We start from the raw sequence: 20,459 nt of genomic DNA, 5'->3' as shown, positions 1-20,459 counted from the left end.
ACCAGAGGGTTGGCAGACAAACGTGAAAAATTGTCTAAAAATGCCCCTAACCCAATGAATAATTAATAGTTTAGCCGTTTCTATTTCGGCTCATATTTGGGGTTCACCTGATCACCGGACGTTCTTTGAGAGGTAAGCTCAGCAAGTTTCAAATCAAACAACTGCTGCCCTACCGGACGTCTAAAGTCCAATGTGTAATCTCCAAAACGATTGATATGACGGGTTCGGTACGGCGAGAGCGTTTTCAGGACATCTTCGGTGATGGCGATCCCTTCCGCTGCCATATCGCGCAACACCCGGCTGAGGGCTTCGACGTTGTGTAAGATCAGCATATTCGCCACCAGGTGGTTGTACTTCACCACCTTTTGCTGTTCATGCCGGAGGTTGGCCGCAATGATGCCCTCGCCACCAAAAAAACTCCATTTTGCAAACCCGTTAAACTGCTCGTTCTTATTGGTTGCGGCGTGAATGGTCTGACGCAATTCCACATCGTCGATGTAATTCAACAGGAAGCCGGTCCGAACAACCTTGCCCAGCTCCCGGAAGGCGAAATACAGCTTGTTCTTGCGGCTGTAGGTTCCCAGCCGTCTCAGGATCGTGGATGCGGTAATTTTACCGAGCTTGATGGATACGGCCACACGCAACATATCCGGGAGGTGTCGTTCAATTCGTGCCCAGTCTATATGGCCGTTGAACAGTTCTTCGATATGCGCGTAACGGAATCGCCTGTCGGGCCGGTAGAAGTTCAGATCCTTGATATTCCGGATACGCGGCATCAGCTTGATCCCCAGTAGATACGCGAGCCCGAAAACGGGATAGCTTTGGGCCTGCGTATCACCGTGCAAGGTATCCGGCTGGATATCGCTCTGGTTCTCAAGCAGTCCGTCGAGGATGTACACCGCCTCGTGAACGCCACAGGGGATGAAATGGCTGAACAGTGCGATATAGGTGTCGGAGACGTGGTAGTAACCGATGCCACCGTAGCCGCCATAGCGAATGTGGTATTCGCTGAGCAGGTTTTGCTCGTAAAGATTCCATTTGGTGCCGTCAGCGGCGGCCCGCCGACCTGTACCCCAGTATCCGGGCAGTTCGTACTTCTTGTACGCGTTGATGATTTTGACGATAGCGCGGTCTAGCCTGTCTTCAGTGACGTGATTGAGATTGAGCCAGGCCACCTGGCGACGGTTTAGTTGCTTGATGGAGTCGGCCGTCTGGGAGGGACCCAGATTGCAGCCGTAGCAAAAAAGCGTAGCGATGAACCGCAACCGGGGGTTTTCCACGCGCCCCTCATAGCCTGACAGCGGCCCGAATTCCCGATGTAACCCAAGCCAGCGCTCCGCATCGACCAGAACGTCGACGATGCTGCGGGTGCCAAGCCGACGCGTGATGTCGTCATCGAGCGCCTGCCAATTGGTCGGTAGCCCCTGTTTCTGGTTGCGTTTGATTACGATGCGACCGTCTTCAATCGCGGCGTGTGTGTTGTCCGGGAAGGCGGAGTCCACCGAGCGGCTCACCTGAGTCAATTGATCCTTGAGATGGCGGCTGAGAGCCTTCGGTTCGATGGGAAGCTCCACTTCCAGCCCGTACTGGTCAATTTCCTGCTCGTAAACCGACCAACTCACCAGTTGATCGCGATGGTCATCGAAACGATCCCCGTGAACGACCGCAATATCGGCCGACTTCAGCTCCTGCTTCACCAGGTTAAAAACGGCCAATTCAAGATATTTGCGGTGAACCGTCAGACTGTCCGGCCGGATGAAAATCAGACGGCGCCACTTTTCGAGCGTCCACTTGGTCTGTTGGATGCTTTCGACCAGATCCGGCGCATGGACCCGCAAATCCAGCGTCTCGGCTTTCAATGAACGGGTGTTCCGGAGTAACTCGATCAGTTGAATCGACAGCAAGTCGCTGGAGGTGCTTTGAAACGTGAGTATTTCCAGGCAGTTGTACAGCAGGCTTCGCTTGGTTCGAAACGGTCGCAACATGAAAGGCAGGTAGTTATTGCCCGCGTAGGCCAGATGCTCCTCGCATTCGTCCAGCCACTCCTGGCGCTTGTCTCCGACAACGGCTTGAAGCGATTGCCACGGGTTCGGCTCGGCCTCCATGGCAGTCAACACGTCTTTAAAGCGCGACACCAGTCGATCGGTGCGCTGGGTCTGCTCCATTTGATAGGCCAGGAGATTTTGCTGGGCGGTGTTTTCCAGCTGCCTCATCAGCTTGATCAAGAGCTCAGCGTTGTCGTCCAGCGATTGGGCATACTGTTGCCGGATCAGAATCACCGCCAGGGCATAGCGTTTACGCGCAGGGATTCGAGCCATTTTGGCCACATCCAACGCTCGTGCTTCGTGGGCGAACTGTCGCCGCTTGGTCACGGGAATTGATTTGACGCCCGGCAATTGTTCGACGATATCCTTCAGCCACTTGAGGTGTTGCAGGTAGGACCGGATCTCTTTATTCGTCGGCTTGCGAATCTCACGCTTCAGACGTTGCCAGCCGCTGATCTCGATTCCTGGTGGTGATATCAGCAAGTCATTGACCAGTGCCTTTGTTTCGTCGTTGAGTTCGCTGACGATGGATCGGTAACAGCGGTCATTGACGATAGCCCGGGAATCCTTGGCGAGCCTCAATAACACCGTGAAGCCGGGGATCTCGAAACGGTGACGTACCAATTCTTCCAGAAGAATATTGATGATATCGGCCAACACCTCGCGGGACTCGGCGGCTTTTATGGCCTGACTGGACAGCCAAGCATGAGCCGCCTCGTCCAGAGTCCGGCTGCCCACATAAGTTCGAATCCACGGGATATGGCGTTTACGGGTGGCAGAACGATCATACTGTTGTCGTTGGGCTTTGGTCGGCTGCTTGTCGAGACCAAGGCACTGCGCAATGTGACGACGCAAATCGCCCGGCAAATCGACCGACGAGGAAAAGAACCCTTGTTTCTGATACGCCTTCAGGTGAAGCAGTAAAAAGAAGCGCTCCAGGATCGGCCGGGTGCGCCGACGAGCCCAGTGCTGTTCGCCGGACGTGGGCGTGTATACTGCATCAAGTTCCTGTTGCGAGATATCCGTCCGAAACCGTGGATAGGCTGTTTCCTGAATAGCACTCATAACCGGCTCAATCCCATGCTTGCCCGGTGGCCGGGTCCTTGATCAGTGTCTCCACCCAGCAGGCTTTATCGGACGCAATGCGGTGTATCTCATCGATCAAGTCGTCCATCATTTCGTCCAGCTGCTCATCCGACGTTGCAGGCACCTCAATGCGGTAGTCCCCATTGTTCTGCTGTTCCATCTCGAACGGTTTCAGGCAGTGGGCTTCGATTACCGTGCGGGCCTGATGGTGTTTCCGGCTGCGAGGACGTTGCGGCTCCAGGGTGAGCTGAACGGTTAATGCCCGGTAACTTGGCTCGGATACGCTCGCCAAGCGCGGCTGACCGGCAGCAGACGCCACTTCGGTTGGAATTTGCATCAGGGCCTGCTCGAACGGCGATTTAGCTTCAATGTATCGCAAGGCGGTCTGGGTATCCTGCCAACCGACGTACTCCATCAGCGCTTTGATTTCCCAGCCGGAAGCACTGGCCCAAGTGGCAAAACCGCGTCGCAGCGAATGGCTGCTGAACGCTTGTGCTGCGTCAATGTCTGCGTCAGACAGTAGCTGACGTAGCAACGGCACGATGCTGTTCGGGTGCAATGAAGTATTGGAAATATTTCCCCAACGATCAATCGCCCTGAATAGCGCACCGCTGGGCTGGTTCAAAAAGTCCAGCCAATCCTGACAGGCCTCGACCGGACAACACTGCCTCAGAGCGGGTACCTTGTACAGGCGACCTTCGGCCTGACGGTCCCCCTTACTTCTCCGCAGGTACAAGGACATACCGGCACCGGGGGCCAGCGTGATGTCTTCAATGGTTAACCGACAGAGTTCGTCACTGCGAAAGGCGCGCCAGAATCCGAGCAAGACCATGGCCCGGTTACGCAACCAGGTCCCGAGACGCCGGGCATCGTGCTGCCGCGCCTCTGCGATCTGTCCTGCTAGCCACTGATCCAATTGCTGGAGCTGGGGGATGGCCAGCGGCTTTGCTTGTTTTTGCCGGTAGGGATGCTCTTCGCGAATGCCCTTCAGAACCGTGCGTACTAAAGGAGCTCTCGTCGGATCTGGAAAACCTTGGTCCCAGTGCCAGCGAGCCAACGCCGCCAGGCGCTGCTTCAGGGTGGCAGCAGAAAGACGTCCGGCATGGTCGGCCAGATAGCGAGCCACGCTGTCGGCTGTTGCGGGCAGAAACCCGCCCCAGGTCACCTCAAAATGCTCGACCGCTGACCGATAGCTGCGCCGTGTATTGTCCCGTGTGGCGGCGCTAACGTACCGATCAATCGTCATTGGGCGCACCGACGTCGTTCGACTTCGGCAGTGCTCGTATCGCTTCCCTTAACCACCTTTCTGCCGACGCGCACACGGCCTCATTGTCTGCCTTTGAAACCATCTTTGTGAACGTCATAGTCACCGCATCGCGCACTTGTTTTTCAGTTGGATCGTCGGGGTTGGAGATCAGTGAACCGGCGAGCCTATCCAGCGGAGAACCCTTGGCTGCTCGTTTCTGGCGGGCCTGCACCCAGCTTTGGGCCTCTGCCAATGACGCAAACGGCTTTTGCTCCACCCAGAAGAAACTGTTTGGAATGGCAATCGAGCGGCCGTCTTTGAGGTAGGCCCTGATCTGTGCCTCAACATCCGGCATATAGGCGTCCTCGCTTTGCAGGCATTCCAGGGCGGCACGGAAGTTCGGTAATGGGTCTGGAAATCGGTTCCGAAAATCAAACGCCCGAAAGGCAAACACTTGGTCAAGTGGGTCGGCTTGTTTGTGCACTTGTGGGCTCCTTCATTGTGAGCGTATGGCCTCGGGCCGGGGTAGTTGACCAACGCCATATCGTACCGGGCTTTGGTCAGTATAGTCGTCGAAATGGGTATCACAATGGATAACTCTGGATTATCACATGCCTGTAAAGCTGTACTTTCCAACGAACTTTCTGGTGTATATAGTACGTAATTACATATTACGTACCAAAGTACGAAATAAACATGAGGACACGATCATGGCCCGAGGCGGCATCACCCAACCCCTGGTCGAGGACGCCCGTAAACGTCTTCTGGCTCGCAATGTTCACCCCTCCATCGACGCCATACGAACCGAGCTGGGCAACACCGGCTCAAAGACCACCATCAGCAACCACCTGAGAGCGATTGAGGCGCGTGAAAGTACTCGTCTGGACGACGAAGCGCTTCTGAGCAACCACGTAACCGACTTGGTAGGCCAACTGGCTCGGCAATTACGCCAGGATGCGCAGGAGACCATCGAGCAGGCCGAACAGCGCCAACAAGCCGAGGTGGCCGGCCTGCAGGAAGCCTTAACGGTACAGACCGCTGAAACCAGGCAACACCAGGCACAAAATACCGTGTTGGCTCAGGCGCGGGATGATTTACAGGCGGAGGTCCGTGGGCTGCGTGGGGCGCTCTCAAAACTCGAAGGCGATAACTGCGCACAGGCCCAACGTATTGAAAGTTTGACTGAGCAGGTTCAGGACAAGCAACGCCAGGTGAATTCACTCGAAGAAAAACACAAGCATGCCCGGCAGGCGTTGGAGCACTATCGCGGTTCCGTGAAAGAGCAGCGCGAGCAGGATCAGCGGCGGCATGAGCAGCAGGTCCAGCAAGTCCAGGAAGAGCAACGCCACCTGCAACAAGCCCTGGCCGTGAAACGCGACGAGCAGACCCAGGCCACCCGAGAGATCACCCGGCTGTTCACGGAGGTGACTGAAGTTCGAAAGCAGTCGGATGGGTTGACTCAGCAACTGGGCGAGCGGGAGCGCGAAAATCGTCGTCTGGCCGACAAAACGGTGCGGCTAGAGCAGCAAGCCGTGGCGTTACGCCAACGAAAGGCTGCCTTTGAGAAGCAGCAGCGCGTGAACGACCAACTGAAAGCGAAGGTGCAGCAGCTTGAAACCGAGCTGAGCGTGAAGAATGAGCTGTTGGATCGCTTGAGCGCTGGCAACAATTCCGACGATGTGAACAGGGTTTCTTGAAATTCCTCCAGACTATGTTTTAAAGCCTACTGCAAGGCTATTGTCGCTCAAGTCTCAGGTGTTTTTCATTGGGGGAGCCCGAGTGGTTTGGATGGCGGGTTTAGGGCGACGTGTTGTCCGGTCTTTTGTCGTCCATCATGTGGATTAGTTCAGACCAGATCTGACACCTCTCCTTGAAAAAGTGAGGGTTACCGGTTTTGATTGAAGGTGACTAAACCCGAAATCAACCGAAACCAAAGGTAACCCTCATGCTCCATACTAATGACAAGATTGTTAAACACAAGGTAGGTCTGCTCAATTTGGCGGACGAATTGGGCAATATCTCGAAGGCCTGCAAGATGATGGGTGTGTCACGAGATACATTCTATCGTTACAAGGAAGCTGTCAATGATGGCGGTGTAGAATCGCTGCTAGATCAGAATCGACGTGTTCCTAATCACAAAAACCGGGTCGACCCCACCGTTGAGTCTGCGGTAGTCGCGTATGCTGTGGAAGAACCGGCACATGGCCAGGTACGGGTCTCGAACGAGCTGCGCAAGCGTGGTGTCTTCGTCTCGCCAAGCGGTGTCCGGTCAATCTAGCTGCGGCATGATCTGGCCAACTTCAAACAGCGCCTGAAGGCCTTGGAAGCCAAAGTCGCCGAGGAAGGCATCATCCTAACCGAGTCTCAAGTGCAGGCTCTTGAGCGCAAGAAACAGGACGATGAAGCCTGTGGTGAGATCGAGACAGCGCACCCGGGCTACCTGGGATCGCAAGACACATTCTACGTCGGCACCTTCAAGGGCGTGGGCCGGGTGTACCAGCAAACGTATGTCGATACCTACGCCAAAGTGGCCCACTGCAAGCTGTATACGACCAAGACGCCGATCACGGCAGCCGACCTGCTCAACGACCGCGTGCTACCGTTCTATGCTGAGCAGGAACTGCCTGTGTTACGCATTCTAACGGATCGCGGTACGGAGTACTGTGGCAAGGCTGATAGCCATGATTATCAGTTGTACATGGCGATCAATGACATCGAGCATACCCGCACGAAGGCGCGCCACCCGCAAACCAACGGTATTTGCGAGCGCTTCCATAAGACGATCCTGCAGGAGTTTTATCAGCCTGCACTGCGTCGAAAGATCTTTGGTTCGCTCGAGGAATTGCAGACCGATCTGGACATCTGGCTGGATTATTACAACAATGAACGAACCCATCAGGGCAAACAATGCTGCGGCAGAACGCCAATGGAAACCTTGCTTGATGGAAAAAGAATCTGGAAGGAAAAGTTCGTAAACTGAACCTGACCTGACAGACACCTTCTGCAAAACCGGTAACTGTCAGATCAAGTCTGAATTACTACACATGATCAGTGTTGTCGGTACCGCAGCGATCCAGAACCTGCGTAATGCAAGCTTCAGATAGGCCTCTTCAACGGCCGAGTCCTCCTCCTGACTGGCATCTCCCTCAAGAGCGACAGCAGCAACATCATATCCGGCGCCCTCTATCAGCTCTTTCAGCTCATTTTCTGTCGGCCCATCCGAGCCGACCACCACGCTCACTGTGTGATTGGCTATGTTGGTTGACGTCGTCTGCACGCCGTCGTGTCGCGCAAGGGTACTCTTGATAATACCCGCACAATGGTCGGACCCCATTCCGGGTACCGTGACCCTGAAAGTCCTGCCACCCACTTCCCTCACGGAGGCCACATCGTAACCGGCACCCTCCACAGCGTGTTTTAAGGCTTCCCCGTCAGGCCCCGACGCAAGGGAGCGAACACTCACCTTATGTTTGGCAATGTTAGTCTCTATCTGGTCGATTCCGTCCAAGCGGCCAATCGTTTTGTTGATAATGCCGGCGCAGTGGTCTGACCCCATTCCCGGCACAATCAGCTCAAGGTCCCTTTGCCTTTGCGGTGCCTATGTTTTCGTACTGTTCATCAAGATCTCCCGTCATTGTTTCTGTTGCTTGGCCAGTCACTGAACGCAATGAAATAAAGTAATACGAGATTGACGATGGGAATCAGTATCAGGATGCCCATCCAGCCCGGATACCCGGTACGCTGGCAAATACGCCAGGCCGGAATCACAACTACAATGGCAATCACCAGCATCCACAGCCAGTGCCCTGCCCACATGGTGTTGCCAAACATATTACCTTCCATCATAGCACTGCCCTCCACGTCGAATGCCGGTTAATGGTGATCATGAGCATGAGATTCCTCATCTCCCGATTGCCGGGAATTCTCGGACTTTTTCAAAAAAATCTGCTCTGCCACTGCAATAACGATCATGGTGGCCACCGCAACACGGATGACAAACGGGTCCGTATTCAGCTTGACCCACACAAAGCCCCCAAGAACGAGCAAATCCAGCAAAATGGCCATGACTGGCACCCAGGCGCTGGCCTTCACGTCTTCGCGTAGATAGCGAAGTACACCCCAATGGATGGCAATATCCATGATCAGGTAGAACACGATCCCCAGTGCTGCAATTCGGGAGAGGTCGAAGAAGGCCGTAAGGATCAGCCCCAGGACCACGGTGTAGACCAGGGTGTGCTTCTGGATGCTGCCAGGCATGCCGAAATGCCGGTGGGGGACCAGCTTCATCTCCGTCAGCATGTCCAGCATGCGTGAGACCGCAAAAATGCTGGCCAGAATGCCTCCGGCAGTAGCCATCATGGCAATGGCAACGGTGAACCACACGGCGTACTCCCCCAGTGCCGGGCGGGCGGCGGCGGCAAGGGAGTAGTCCTGTGTCTCGATAATCTCGGCCAGGGACAAGTTGCTGGCAACAGCAAAACCAACCAACGTATAGATCACCACGCAGGCTGCAATGGAAATAATGATCGCCCGTCCTACGTTCCGCTTGGGGTCTATTACTTCGGAGCCGCTGTTGGTAATGGTGGTGAAGCCCTTGAAAGCTAGGGAGGGTCTGATTAACGCCTGATTTATCGCTGAATCGCTTTTCAACTCGAAAAAAAGCCATTCAAGCGCGATTTTGGCGTTATCACCCTCTGTTTTGTTCGATTTTTGCCTATTTCCCGCCGTTTTGGCGGAAAACAGGCGCACTGACCCTACGCCAGCAGGTATTTTTCACCCATCAGCAGGTTGCTGAACGCAGCCAGCAAGTGCAATCGGTTACTGTTTTTGGCCAAGCCGCGATAGCGAACTTTGCTATAGCCAAAGACCTGCTTGATGTACCGGAATGGGTGTTCCACTTTGGCCCGGGCGCTGGCTTTGAGCTTCTCGGCCTTTAGCTTTCGGTCGTCCAGTTTTTTACGAGAACCGGGGCGCTTGGCAATGAACCAGGATACATTTTGGCGATCTTTATGCTCATCCCGCTTTTGAATGCCAAGATAACCGGCATCACCGAACACGCGCAGCTCGTCACCGTGAAGAAGGTTGCCGGCGGACACGATGTCGTGGACATTGGCAGCGGTGGTATCGATGCTGTGGATCAAGCCGAGCGTATCGTCCACGCCGATATGCATCTTCATGCCAAAGTACCACTGGTTGCCTTTTCTGGTTTGTCGCATCTCAGGGTCGCGCTGGCCGCTTTCATTCTTCGTGGAGCTTGGTGCAGAAATGATGGAAGCATCCACAATGCTGCCTTCACGCAGCATCAAACCATTTTTCTCCAGGTGCTTGTTCACCTCTTTGAACAACACCTTGCCAAGGCCATGGCGCTCCAGGAAATGACGAAACTTGAGAATGGTGGTTTCGTCCGGCAATCGGTCCAGCTTCAGGCCGGCGAACTGGCGCATGGATTCGATCTCATACAATGCGCCTTCCATGGCAGGATCACTGAGGTTATAGAACAATTGCATGCAGTGGACTCGCAGCATGGTCGGCAGCGGATACGGTGGCCGGCCAGTCTGGCCCTTGGGGTAATATAGGGCTACCTTCTTCTCCAACTGCTTCCACGGAATCAGCTTGTCCATCCGTTCCAGAAAAATCTCGCGGCGGGTTTTACGCTTCTTGGTCTGGTACTCGGCTTCGGAGAAGGTGATCTGATCCATGGTGGCAACGAATCCTGTGCAGTTAACGATGACCGTATTATCGCTGATTTTGAGACTTATTCAGAGTCTCCCTAGAATTCCGAGCGCGGTTGCTCCAAGGAAGTTGCCCACAGTTCCGGCCTCTCCGGGATTCGAGAAGTCAACCGATATGGAGTCGGCGACCCATACCCCCACCAACCCGAAAATCAGTATGCCGCCGATTTTCAGGACGCCGATAAAGGAAGCCACACCCTGAATCATCCGGTTACCCAGCAGATTTATGAGAAACGCTGCCAGGATCAGTGACACCCCGAGAATGGGCACCATTCGCCCGCTTTCGTCGCCACCGAAGAGCTGCATGGTGTAGGAGCCGAACGTGCGGGCCAGAAAACTCTGGGCGATCACCATGGAAAAGTACATCAGCAAGGCGTTAAATGCGGTCGGCAGCCGGTTTCCGTAGGCCTTGTGTAAGTACATGCCGATACCGCCCGCAGACGGGTACGCATCGGAAATTTTGATGTAGGAATAAGCACTGAAGCTGACGATCACGGCGGCCGCCAGAAACGCCAGGGGGAACAGAACGCCCGTCATCTGTGCCATCTGTCCGGTCAACGCAAAAATACCAGCGCCTATCATGACGCCGGTACCCAGCATGACGGTTCCTGGCAGGGTGAGACTGCCTTCCTGATAGCGAGTGGTTCTGTCTTGCTCCCTGCTCATTCAACCTCCGGTTATTGTCGTTTCTATTTACGCTTCATAGGTGGGATTTTGGAACAGCAAAACGGATCATGTTTTGCGTTGGCCCGAACATTGTCGTCTGTAAACCGACACCACGCCAGTTTCCGCTGGGTCCACCACCCGGCCTGCAACCCGCCTCCGTGGGTTTTGATCAGTTCCATTAACTCGTCAAGAGACCAATGGGTTCCATCGTAGACGACATGCAGCTGGTTGTTCGGTTTGCGCTCGGCAAAATCAACACAGGGATGATGGTTGAGTTCATGGATGAAATCGCCCCACTGACTCTCGCCAAATCACTCACCATTTTGGCACGTAGATGCCGGTGAGGTGAGGAGGAGTCCATCCCATTGATTCAGGTTACTGATGAAAATGAATAATCACGGTAATCCTGATGCCTATGCGCCGTATCCTCTTGGCCGTGTAGCGACAAACGTCAGGCACTCACCCAACCGATCTCATTGTACCCGGCGTCGAAAGACCCAAAGGGAGAAAATAAACAGCGTGACACCGATTACCAGCAAGGCGAGAGCCTCATCCCAGAGAACCGCCAGGCCGGCGCCTTTGAGGAAAATACCGACGATGATATCCATGTAATAACGCAGTGGACTCAGCAGGGAGAGGCTTTGCAGGAAAGGCGGCATGGCTTCTACCGGCGTCAAACTGCCCGACAGGAACATCAGCGGGAAAAGTCCGAAAAAGGAGAGCAGCAACGCCTGCTGAAGGGTCCGGCTGTAGGCGGCAATCAGTACGCCCAGCGCAATCGCACTGAGCAAAAAGATGGCGGTCAGCACCAGAAATAAAAGCAGACTGCCCTGAAGGGGCACATCAAAGACTCTGACAATCACCAAACTCGGAAAAATGGACAGTACGCCCATGATCAGCGTGGGTGTGACCTTGGCCAGGAACAGTTCCAGGGTGGAAATGGGCGTCACCAGCAGCTGCTCGATAGTGCCTCGCTCCTTTTCCCGGACAATAGAGGCGGCCGGGTGAATAACGCCCACCATCATACCGGCCAGAGCAATCATCGATAACACGATAAAACCCGATGTTGTCAGATCGGGGTTATACCAGATACGGATCAGGGGTACCGCGACCCCCTTCTTCCCGGCAGCAGGGAGCGCTTCGCGCTCCTGGCGCTGGACGATCTGCAGAGCATCATTGACGGCGTTGGCGGCAATGTTGGAATTGGTTCCGTCCTGGAGGAACTGGAGCTGAACGCCGACGCCAGCGACAAGGTCGCGCTCGAACCCGGCTGGAATAACCAGCACCGCAGCGGCATCACCCTTTTCCAGATGGTCGGTTGCGGTTGCCACACGAGCTTCCTGAAATTTCAGGTCGAAGGTTTCGCTCACCGCAAATTTCTGGATCAACGAGCGACTCAAGGCGCTGCGATCCTCGTCCACCACCGCCAGGGGCAGGTGGCTTACATCAAAACTGAGCGCAACGGCACAAATGACGACTTCAATGGTGTAAAGCCAAAGTATCAGGGTCAGTATCAACCGGTCACGAAAGAACTGCACGAGCTCCTTGCGCAACAAACCAAATAAGGCAATTCCCATCAGGCCACCTTCTGCTTCATTCGCCAGGCCGCGAAGACAAATACCAGGACCGTATAGACGATCAACATCATCAGATTTGGCAGAACGGCTTCAAGGCCGGCTGATTTCAGTACGATGCCCCGGGAGATTTCCATAAAATAACCGGCAGGGAAAAGCCAGCTATACAGTTGCAGGGCAAGAGGCATGGTGAACAGAGGGAACAGAAAACCGGAAAACAAAAACGACGGCATCAAGGTGACAATCAGCGTTATCAACATGGCCGCCAACTGGGTACGGACCAGGGATGAGACCAACAGGCCGATACCCACCGTGGTCAGCACATAAACGAAAGCGGACGTCAGCAGCAGTATCGGGCTGCCGGCAATGGGGACCTGAAACCAGGCAAACCCCACCACCATGACCATAAGAATCTCCAGGAAAGCCACCAGACCGTAGGGCACCAGCTTGCCGACAACAAACTCGGTTGAGGTGACCGGCGATGCATAGATCTGCTCAATCGTACCGGTCTCTTTCTCACGCACGATCGCCAGGGCGGTCAGCAGGGGTGGGAACGCCATCAGGATCACGGCAAATAACCCGGGGATGACGAAATTGACGCTGCGCAGGGAGGGATTGAACCAGACCCTGGCCTGGACCCGGACGGCGCTCTGACGCGGGGCGGGGAAATTTGCGATTACCGCCTCGGCATAGGCCGATGCCAATCGACCCAGAACAGGATAGCCGCCGTCCACGATCACCTGGACAGGCGCCTCGTCGCCTCTGAGCAGTTGCCGGGCCAAGCCGGCTGGAATCACCACGCCCATGCTGATGGTCGAGCTTTGCAGTGCCGACTCCAGATCGCGGAGATCGGTCGTTTTCTGCTCTAATTGAAAATACCGCGAGCTGTCGAAACGGGCTGACAGGTCGCGGCTTGCCGGCGTGTTGTCCAGATCGTAAATGCCCACGGCAACCTGTTCCACATCCAGATTGACCGCATAGCCGAACAGAAAAAGCATGATCAGCGGCATGATCACGGCCAACGCAATGGTAACCGGGTCGCGAATCAGCTCGCGACTTTCCTTGACGATGAGGGCTCCAAGCCGATGAGCCTTCATGGTCCCAACGCCCGGGAATTGGCCGTTCCCGCCTGTTCTATGGCCGCCGTGAAGAGCATCTCCACCGTGGCGACGGCTTCGAGGCCGAGCGAATGATTCAGCGATGATCGGCTACCGTGTGCAAGCAGCCGCCCGTCCAGCATTAACGCCAAACGATCACAATAGGCCGCTTCCTCCAGGTAGTGGGTAGTGACCAGCACGGTCATACCGCTGGCGGCCAGCTCACGGATAACCCGCCAGAAAAGGTACCGGGCGACGGGATCGACACCCGAGGTGGGCTCATCAAGGAACAAGACCCGGGGCCGGTGAAGCAGGCTGCAGGCCAGCGCCAGACGCTGGCGCAAGGCACTTGAAAGATCACCGGTGAGCTTGTCGGGAATATCTGTCAGCCCCGTTACTTCCCTGGCCCAGTCGATCGCAGCCCGCGCCGCGCCTCCGGCCAGGCCGTAGGCATTGGCGAAGAAGCGCAGATTTTCGCGGGGAGTCAATTCCAGATAGAGGGAAAATCGCTGCGACATGTAGCCGATTTGTCGGCGCAATGCGGCGCTGCCCCCACCGGAGCTCAGCCCAGCCACCTCAGCACTGCCCTCATCGATAGTAACAAGTCCGCACAGCGCCCTGATCAGGGTCGTCTTGCCCGCTCCGTTGGGTCCCAGCAAGGCGAGCAGCTCACCGGACGGGGCGTCGAAACTCACCCGGTCAACGGCTTTGAAATGGCCGAAGTGGACGCTGAGACCTTTTACCGCCAATCCCTCCCCTTTTCCCCGGTCTTGCCGGGCCAATTCCGGAAACTGCTGCTCGCCGGCCCTCCTGTCCGTCCGCAGCACAAACAGATCCTCGAGCCGGGGCTCGGCCGCCGCCAGGTGGGTTCCCTCGGGCAATAACTCGGCGAGCTGGTTTTCAGCGATGTCCGCGTTCATCACCAGTCGCAGGTGATCCGGCAACCACTGCACTGAATGGACGCTGTCAATTTGAGCCAGGATGCCGGACAACTCCCGCAAGCCTCGTCCGGTATCTCCAGCATTTACAGTGAACACCCTTCCGGCGGCGGGCCTCAGCAGCTCTTCCAGCGACCCATCCGCAAGAACGCGGCCCTGTTCCAGCAGCAGTATCCTGTCGCAGCGCTCCGCCTCGTCCATGTAGGAGGTAGCCACAACCATGGTCAGGCCCTGCGACCGGAAGCGGTCGAGCATGGTCCAGAGATGGCGCCGGGACAGGGGGTCGACGCCGAGCCCCGGTTCGTCAAGGATCAGCAGCTCCGGTTCATGGACCAGATTGGTACATAGCGACAACTTTTTCCGCATGCCACCGGACAGTTTGGCGGCGGGCCTGTCAGTAAAGCGGCCAAGCCCCGACATGGATAGCAACCTTTCTGAACGCTCCCGATAGAGTTCGTCGGGCACATCCCGGATGCGAGCGGCAAAGCTCAGGTTTTCCTTGACGCTGAGTCGATCGTAAAGCGTAAATCCCTGGGACATATAGCCAATCCGGGCAGCAACCTGCTTGGCCTCACGACGGGTATCGAAGCCCAGGACCCGGCATTCCCCCACAGTGGGGTCCAGGATGCCAGCCAACATCTGTAACAGCGTCGTCTTGCCAGCGCCATCAGCACCGACAATGCCCACTCGTTGGCCGCGATCAACGGAAACATCCAGTGGCTCGATGACAACATTGTCTCCGAATTGGCGGCCAAGGCCTTTGGCGACGATGGGTTCCGGGGAAGACATGACGGCTCAGCGCGCCGGAACCGAGAGGGTCGCTGGCCACTCGGCGTCCGGATCCCAGCGAATCCAGGCATCTGCCGGCATACCCGGTTTCAGAGCATCGGCCGGATTATCCAGCACCAGGGTAACGCCATAGACCATCCGAACTCTCTCGTCGGGCATGTGGACATCGCGGGGGGTGAACTGGGCGAAATCGTCAATCCTGCCGACTTTGGCGGAAAAGTCCCCGGGCAAACCGTCCACGCGGATTCTGGCGGGATCCCCCAAGCTGATCCGGTTGAGGATATCACCGGGGACATAGACCTTGAGTTCGAGCTGCTGCAGATTCACCATCGTGGCCAGCGGCTGGCCGGTATCGACAACCTCTCCCGTCTCCACCGCCCGGATCAGAATGGTTCCGGAGAGCGGCGCGGCAACCTCCGCTTTGTCCAGTTGCGATTCAGCCAGTGCCACCTGCGCCGCCCTTGCAGCCACCTGTTCTTCGGCGGCATCCTTCTGCCGCTGGAGAGACTCAAGTCGGCCCCGGGCCTCACTGACGGCATTTTCCGCCTGATCCAGATCACTCGAGCTGGCCAGATTGCGGGACCGCAAGTCCCGGATCCGCTGCCGTTGTTTCTCGGCATTCTTGAGATGATGACGCCAGGTGGTGATTTGGCTGTCGAAGCCGTCACGGACTTCCCGCGCCGAGGCCAGCTCGGCCTGTGCCGAGCGCAGGCGGTCTCTGGCATCGGCGGGGTCGATCACGGCTACCGTGTCGCCAGCCGAAACCTTGCTGCCTTCCGCGAGATGGTGCTCGATGACCCGACCGGCCACTTCGGCCGCGATCCGCACTTCCCGCCCCTCGATATGGCCATTGCCATAGACGATTCCCTGCGGCAAGGGCTCTTCCCCAAACAGTACAAAAACCCCATAAGAACCGCCGGCGAGCACCAACACCGCTATCAGAGACCAGAGCCAGGATTGGGATTTCACAAAACACTCCTTATGACATTACTGTTCAGGTTGGAGCCGGGTTCAGGGCCACTGCCTCTCACTCCAGCCAATGAGATCGCCCACTCTAGCACACGGCAGCAGCCGCGAGCAAGGTCGTTGCCGGATCTTAAGCGGCTCATTCAGGTCGCCCTCGAAGATGGCCGTCAGGGCATCGTCAAAGACGCAAAATGGATTGGTAGCCTGCCACCTCCACCTCAAACCGGGTGTTCTGACGCAAGTGATCCTTCATGGCCTCCAGCGCATCAGGGTCTCCATGAATCAAGTTGATCGGCGTTTCGGGGGCTAAGTCACTTTGAGCCAGCCACTGTTCGATCTCTGTGAAATCTCCATGTCCGGAAAGCCCACTCAACACTTCCAATCTGGCTTTGACAGGAAACCAGTCACCGTGGATCTTGATCCTTTCCGCTCCGCCAATCATCTTGGCCCCTCGTGTTCCCCCGGCCTGATAGCCGGCGAAAATAACAGTTGTGCGGTGCTGGCCCAGGAGGCGCTTGAAATGATGAAGTATGCGTCCACCTGTTGCCATGCCACTGCCGGCAATAATTACGTGGGGGTATGCCTGGCCAGCCAGCGCCTTGGAGTCCTGAACACTGCGACTGTAATGAACGGTGCTACACATTTCGTGGCACTCGGAACTGCTCAATCGGTGCTGATCCTCGTAGCGGCAGTAAATCTCGGAAACATCGATTGCCATGGGACTATCGAGGTAAATTGGAAGCACTGGAATTCGCCCCGCCTTCATCAGGGTAGTGAACATATGCTGTAAAACCTGCGCCCTGCCCACAGCAAAGGCCGGAATCAATATATTGCCCCCTTTGTCGACGGTTTCATTAACGATGTCTGCCAACTGCGACAACGGGTCCGCATCGTCGTGGCGACGATTGCCATACGTTGACTCCAGCATCAGCATGTCCAGAGCTGGCAGAGGCGCAGGTGGCCTCATGAAAATATCGTTGAGGCGCCCAACATCGCCGGAAAAACCGATGCGTTTACCTTCCGTCTCAATAATGATGCAGGCAGCACCGAGAATGTGCCCAACCGGCCGAAGATGGAAGCGTATATCACCGAGCTGGACTTCTTCGTAAAAGTCTACCGGCTGAAACAACTCCATACAGGCGTCCGCATCATCCTGGTCATACAGAGGCTCCGGAGTTTCATGTTTACTCAGTTTATGGCGGCCGAGGTAATGCGCCTCCTCTTCCTGGAGATGGCCGCTATCAGCCAGCAGTATTTCACTCAAATCACGGGTAGCGTGGTGGGTATAAACCGCCCCTCGAAACCCCTGCTTGTACAACACAGGTATATAGCCCGAGTGATCCAGGTGGGCGTGGGTCAGAAGCACTGCGTCCAGTGATTCTATATCCAGCGGCAATGGCTGCCGGTTGCGCTTTCTCAGCCACTTGTAACCCTGGAACAAACCACAATCAACCAGAACCCGCGTCTCCCCCGCTTCAATCAGGAACTTGGATCCGGTAACCGTCTCTGCGCCACCAAGGAATGTAATATTCATCGACTCTTACTCCTGTCCTGATTGAGAAAATGCCTGATCGGTGGCGCCAGCAACTCACTGACATCAATACCGTTGGTACTGTGTGGAATGGTGTTGGTGGTCACCAGAGACTGTAAACCCGCAGCCAAAAGATACTGATCCGAAGCCTCGGCAAAGATGCCGTGCACCGCAGCACAGAGAATAGCCTCCATACCCTGCTCCTCGAGGCTGTCAAGCAGGCGGACCAATGTCGGATTCTCGATGGTCATCAAATGGGCTAACTCCCGCTGGGTCAATCCTCCACCACCACGCTGCAGGCAGACCATGGTGAACCATCGAGCCTGGGTAACCCCAAGGTCTTTCAAGCGCTCATCCAGTAAACTTGCGCCAGCGCCTTGCCACCCGAGCACTGGTGAAAGGAAACTGATCTCGAGGGATTTGTGGGTCCATATCGCTGTCCTGCTATTGCTGACTCAGTAACAGTAAATCGTAAGCTAATCATTGAGGCCAACATAAGTCACACATTGATCTGGGATCAGGCTTGCGCCAGATCAATATGCAACATCACGCGGATTCCGAGGCCAGCTAAGGAACTTCTCCTTCCAGTGAGACAGGTAACTCCTCACTTTTTCAGAGACAGGAGGCCTTCAGCGTATTGTCGCCCTGGTAGACACCCTTGCACCGTGACCGGCAACCGGCTTAAAAAAGCTGGCGCCGAGCGCTCCACAACGCTGTAGCATCTTCACTCGAAACCAGCCCGGTCTTCGGCACGACGTCTTCCAGGCAATCCGCATCCGCTAAGGTCAGTCCCCAGTCGGGTAGAGTATGCGGGGTCGACAACAAGGCCAAGTTCCGCTTATCGGCCAGAATGGCATGTACTCGGGAGGTTGGGTGACCAAAAAATCAGTAGTTCAATAGGTTGAGAGTGTTTTTGCGCTATTTTTCGCGTTTGTCTGCCAGCCCTCTACCATGTGCGATCAGGCGACCGTTCATCATCAGCGCCAATCGATCGCAGTAAGCGGCTTCGTCAAGATAATGGGTGGTCACGGCCACGGTCATGCCTTGTGACGCCAATACCCGGATGACCTCCCAAAAGCGGTAGCGCGAGGCGGGGTCAATACCGGATGTCGGTTCATCGAGAAACAGTACTGCCGGCCGATGCAGAATACTGCCAGCGAGCGCCAGCCGCTGTCGGATGGCGCCGGACAAATCCCCGACCATGGTCCGAAGAGGCACCGTCAACCCTGTTACTGCACTGGCCCATGCCACGGCGGCACGCGCGGTATTGCCCGACAATCCGTAGAGGTTGGCAAAAAACGCCAGATTCTCCCCCGCCGTCATATCCAGATAGAGCGAAAATTTTTGCGACATATAGCCGATTTGCCGTCGCAGATAGCGATTTTTCAAACTCACTGCTTCGCCACCGACAACCGCCCCGCCCTCGGCAATTGCCGTCAGACCACAGATGGCCCGGATCAACGTGGTTTTGCCCGCGCCGTTGGGTCCCAACAGCGCCAGCAACTCCCCTCTCTCAATCGTCAGATTAATGCGATCGACGGCGGTGAATTCGCCAAAACGGATACTGAGGTTTTGCGTTTGCACGCCGTTGCGATCTTTATCCGCATCAAGTTTGGCTGCTGCTACAGGGAATCTACTGGCCTGTTCACCATTCCCCATAGCAGGTGGTTCAACACAGTCCATTTCAACCTCCGTACGGCTATCCAGCACGAACAGATCTTCAAGCTGTGGTTCAGCTGGCGTAACCACGGTATTGGCTGGCAGCTCGCGCATGGCTAGACGCTGTCCTAGATCCTACCCATAAAGCAGGGCTTTCTTCGCCAATTAAACCACTAGGCTCGTGAATGAATCGACAAAGAAACAATGACTGAAACAACATTTACCCAATAATGAGTACACTTTTTCACCACAATGAAAAGAGGAAACTAGCTATGAACAGTTCGAACGCACCTGGGATCCATTTGCGTATCATCCCGTTAGGCAACACCCTGTCACTTCTGCTGGTAATCAGCTACCTGCTGTGCGTTGGCTTTGGCCTAGTCGCCCCGGGACAGATGCGCATGTATGAGGCGTGGGCACCGTTGCTACCTGGTTTTGAATGGCTTACGTGGACGGGATTTTTAATTGGATTGATAGAAGTCTATCTGTACGGTTGGTATATTGCCGTCTTGTTTGTCCCTTTGTACCTCTGGTCCTCAAAAGACAGACATTGAAATTTTTTGACGCCCATAATGCTTTTTCCTTGTCGTGGTTCCAACGGCATTTGTTCTGGCCAACTAAATCTGGCGCGTGGCAGCAACACGTGAGCTTCAAGACCGGGCGCATTGCTGTTAAAAGTGTAGCTACTTGATCATTTCGAAAAAAGCCTTCAATGAGTAAACCGGAAGGGAATCACCAAACAGAGAAAGGTATGATCAAAAGAGTATTCGGGGACGCAATCGACGGTCCGGAACACAGATACATCCCCCGTTTTCCAGAGCTTCCTCTAGCGGGGTTCGGGTTTCTGACGCATTTCTTATGGGAAATGCTTCAGGTGCCTTGGTATAGCGGAATGGCAGAGGCATCCCACGCTTCGGTGGTTTGGTTATGTACACGCGCCACAGGCGGTGATGTCGTGATTCTTTTAATCAGCTTCTGGCTGGCATCGGTAACCTGCAGTAACCGACAATGGCTGCTCAGAGGCGATCGAAAACCTGCGGTCGTCCTGATTATCACGGCTCTCGTCGTCACTGTCGTCCTAGAATGGCTAGCGATTGGTCCACTGGAACGATGGACGTATGCCGACTCTA

General features: G+C 55.6%; 15 protein-coding genes and 4 pseudogenes. 3 read left to right on the top strand and 16 right to left on the bottom strand.

The window, feature by feature from the left end; genetic code table 11:
• Positions 1-80 precede the first annotated feature (80 nt).
• From PSCS_RS12690 to PSCS_RS12680, 3 genes are read right to left on the bottom strand one after another with little or no spacing between them, the layout of a single operon-like run.
• Positions 81-3,110 (bottom strand): Tn3 family transposase, encoded by a 3,030-nt coding sequence (locus PSCS_RS12690; protein ID WP_068812476.1) that lies wholly within the window; start codon positions 3,108-3,110, stop codon positions 81-83.
• Positions 3,111-3,117: 7 nt separating this feature from the next.
• The gene (locus tag PSCS_RS12685; RefSeq protein WP_068812475.1) at positions 3,118-4,377 is read right to left on the bottom strand and encodes a site-specific integrase; all 1,260 of its coding nucleotides are present in this window, start codon (positions 4,375-4,377) and stop codon (positions 3,118-3,120) included.
• A complete protein-coding gene (locus tag PSCS_RS12680) occupies positions 4,367-4,861 on the bottom strand; it encodes a hypothetical protein (RefSeq protein ID WP_068812474.1) in 495 nt (164 codons plus the stop codon). The genes PSCS_RS12685 and PSCS_RS12680 overlap by 11 nt, the downstream gene beginning before the upstream one ends.
• 127 nt (positions 4,862-4,988) lie before the next feature.
• Between PSCS_RS12680 and PSCS_RS12675 the strand changes: the two genes are divergently transcribed.
• Together PSCS_RS12675 and PSCS_RS12670 are read left to right on the top strand one after the other, a co-directional pair.
• Positions 4,989-6,074: a DNA-binding protein gene (locus tag PSCS_RS12675; protein WP_082866604.1), complete on the top strand. Its 1,086-nt coding sequence runs from the start codon at positions 4,989-4,991 to the stop codon at positions 6,072-6,074.
• Between the two features lie 248 nt (positions 6,075-6,322).
• Positions 6,323-7,357: pseudogene (locus PSCS_RS12670) on the top strand (IS481 family transposase).
• Positions 7,358-7,396: 39 nt separating this feature from the next.
• On the opposite strand, the gene PSCS_RS12665 reads toward PSCS_RS12670, so the two are convergent.
• The 13 genes and pseudogenes from PSCS_RS12665 to PSCS_RS12610 form a co-directional block, all read right to left on the bottom strand.
• Positions 7,397-7,942 carry a heavy-metal-associated domain-containing protein gene (locus tag PSCS_RS12665; RefSeq protein ID WP_267890018.1) on the bottom strand — a complete coding sequence of 182 codons (546 nt, stop codon included), beginning with the start codon at positions 7,940-7,942 and terminating at the stop codon, positions 7,397-7,399.
• Between the two features lie 53 nt (positions 7,943-7,995).
• On the bottom strand, positions 7,996-8,223 hold the full coding sequence (locus tag PSCS_RS12660) for a hypothetical protein (protein ID WP_068812734.1): 228 nt from the start codon (positions 8,221-8,223) through the stop codon (positions 7,996-7,998).
• 27 nt (positions 8,224-8,250) lie between these two features.
• Positions 8,251-9,027, bottom strand: coding sequence for an APC family permease (locus PSCS_RS12655; protein WP_267890020.1), 777 nt, complete (start codon positions 9,025-9,027; stop codon positions 8,251-8,253).
• A 104-nt stretch (positions 9,028-9,131) separates the two neighbouring features.
• A complete protein-coding gene (locus tag PSCS_RS12650; protein ID WP_068812472.1) occupies positions 9,132-10,076 on the bottom strand; it encodes an IS5 family transposase in 945 nt (314 codons plus the stop codon).
• 72 nt (positions 10,077-10,148) lie between these two features.
• Positions 10,149-10,775, bottom strand: a pseudogene (locus tag PSCS_RS12645) (APC family permease); the annotation flags it as partial.
• A 23-nt stretch (positions 10,776-10,798) separates the two neighbouring features.
• Positions 10,799-11,083: pseudogene (locus tag PSCS_RS16475) on the bottom strand (hypothetical protein); the annotation flags it as partial.
• 165 nt (positions 11,084-11,248) lie between these two features.
• Positions 11,249-12,352, bottom strand: a complete 1,104-nt coding sequence (locus PSCS_RS12640) for an ABC transporter permease (protein ID WP_068812471.1) — start codon at positions 12,350-12,352, stop codon at positions 11,249-11,251.
• Positions 12,352-13,446: an ABC transporter permease gene (locus PSCS_RS12635; protein WP_008172528.1), complete on the bottom strand. Its 1,095-nt coding sequence runs from the start codon at positions 13,444-13,446 to the stop codon at positions 12,352-12,354. The genes PSCS_RS12640 and PSCS_RS12635 overlap by 1 nt, the downstream gene beginning before the upstream one ends.
• Positions 13,443-15,173 (bottom strand): ATP-binding cassette domain-containing protein, encoded by a 1,731-nt coding sequence (locus PSCS_RS12630; RefSeq protein ID WP_068812470.1) that lies wholly within the window; start codon positions 15,171-15,173, stop codon positions 13,443-13,445. Before PSCS_RS12630 ends, PSCS_RS12635 begins: the two co-directional genes overlap by 4 nt.
• Before the next feature lie 6 nt (positions 15,174-15,179).
• The gene (locus PSCS_RS12625; RefSeq protein ID WP_008172531.1) at positions 15,180-16,142 is read right to left on the bottom strand and encodes an HlyD family secretion protein; all 963 of its coding nucleotides are present in this window, start codon (positions 16,140-16,142) and stop codon (positions 15,180-15,182) included.
• A 175-nt stretch (positions 16,143-16,317) separates the two neighbouring features.
• On the bottom strand, positions 16,318-17,673 hold the full coding sequence (locus tag PSCS_RS12620; protein ID WP_068812469.1) for an MBL fold metallo-hydrolase: 1,356 nt from the start codon (positions 17,671-17,673) through the stop codon (positions 16,318-16,320).
• Positions 17,674-17,861: 188 nt separating this feature from the next.
• A pseudogene (locus PSCS_RS16165) lies at positions 17,862-18,102 on the bottom strand (MarR family transcriptional regulator); the annotation flags it as partial.
• 486 nt (positions 18,103-18,588) lie between these two features.
• A complete protein-coding gene (locus PSCS_RS12610) occupies positions 18,589-19,443 on the bottom strand; it encodes an ABC transporter ATP-binding protein (RefSeq protein WP_068812468.1) in 855 nt (284 codons plus the stop codon).
• 158 nt (positions 19,444-19,601) lie between these two features.
• On the opposite strand from PSCS_RS12610, the gene PSCS_RS12605 reads away from it, so the two are divergent.
• On the top strand, positions 19,602-19,883 hold the full coding sequence (locus PSCS_RS12605; RefSeq protein WP_068812467.1) for a DUF5676 family membrane protein: 282 nt from the start codon (positions 19,602-19,604) through the stop codon (positions 19,881-19,883).
• Positions 19,884-20,459: the final 576 nt, after the last annotated feature.

The sequence above is a fragment of the Pseudohongiella nitratireducens genome (assembly GCF_001642735.1).
In the GTDB taxonomy this organism is placed as follows: Bacteria; Pseudomonadota; Gammaproteobacteria; order Pseudomonadales; family Pseudohongiellaceae; genus Pseudohongiella; species Pseudohongiella nitratireducens.
Note: the sequence above shows the minus strand (reverse complement) of the source record. Positions and strands in the feature narration are given on the sequence as shown.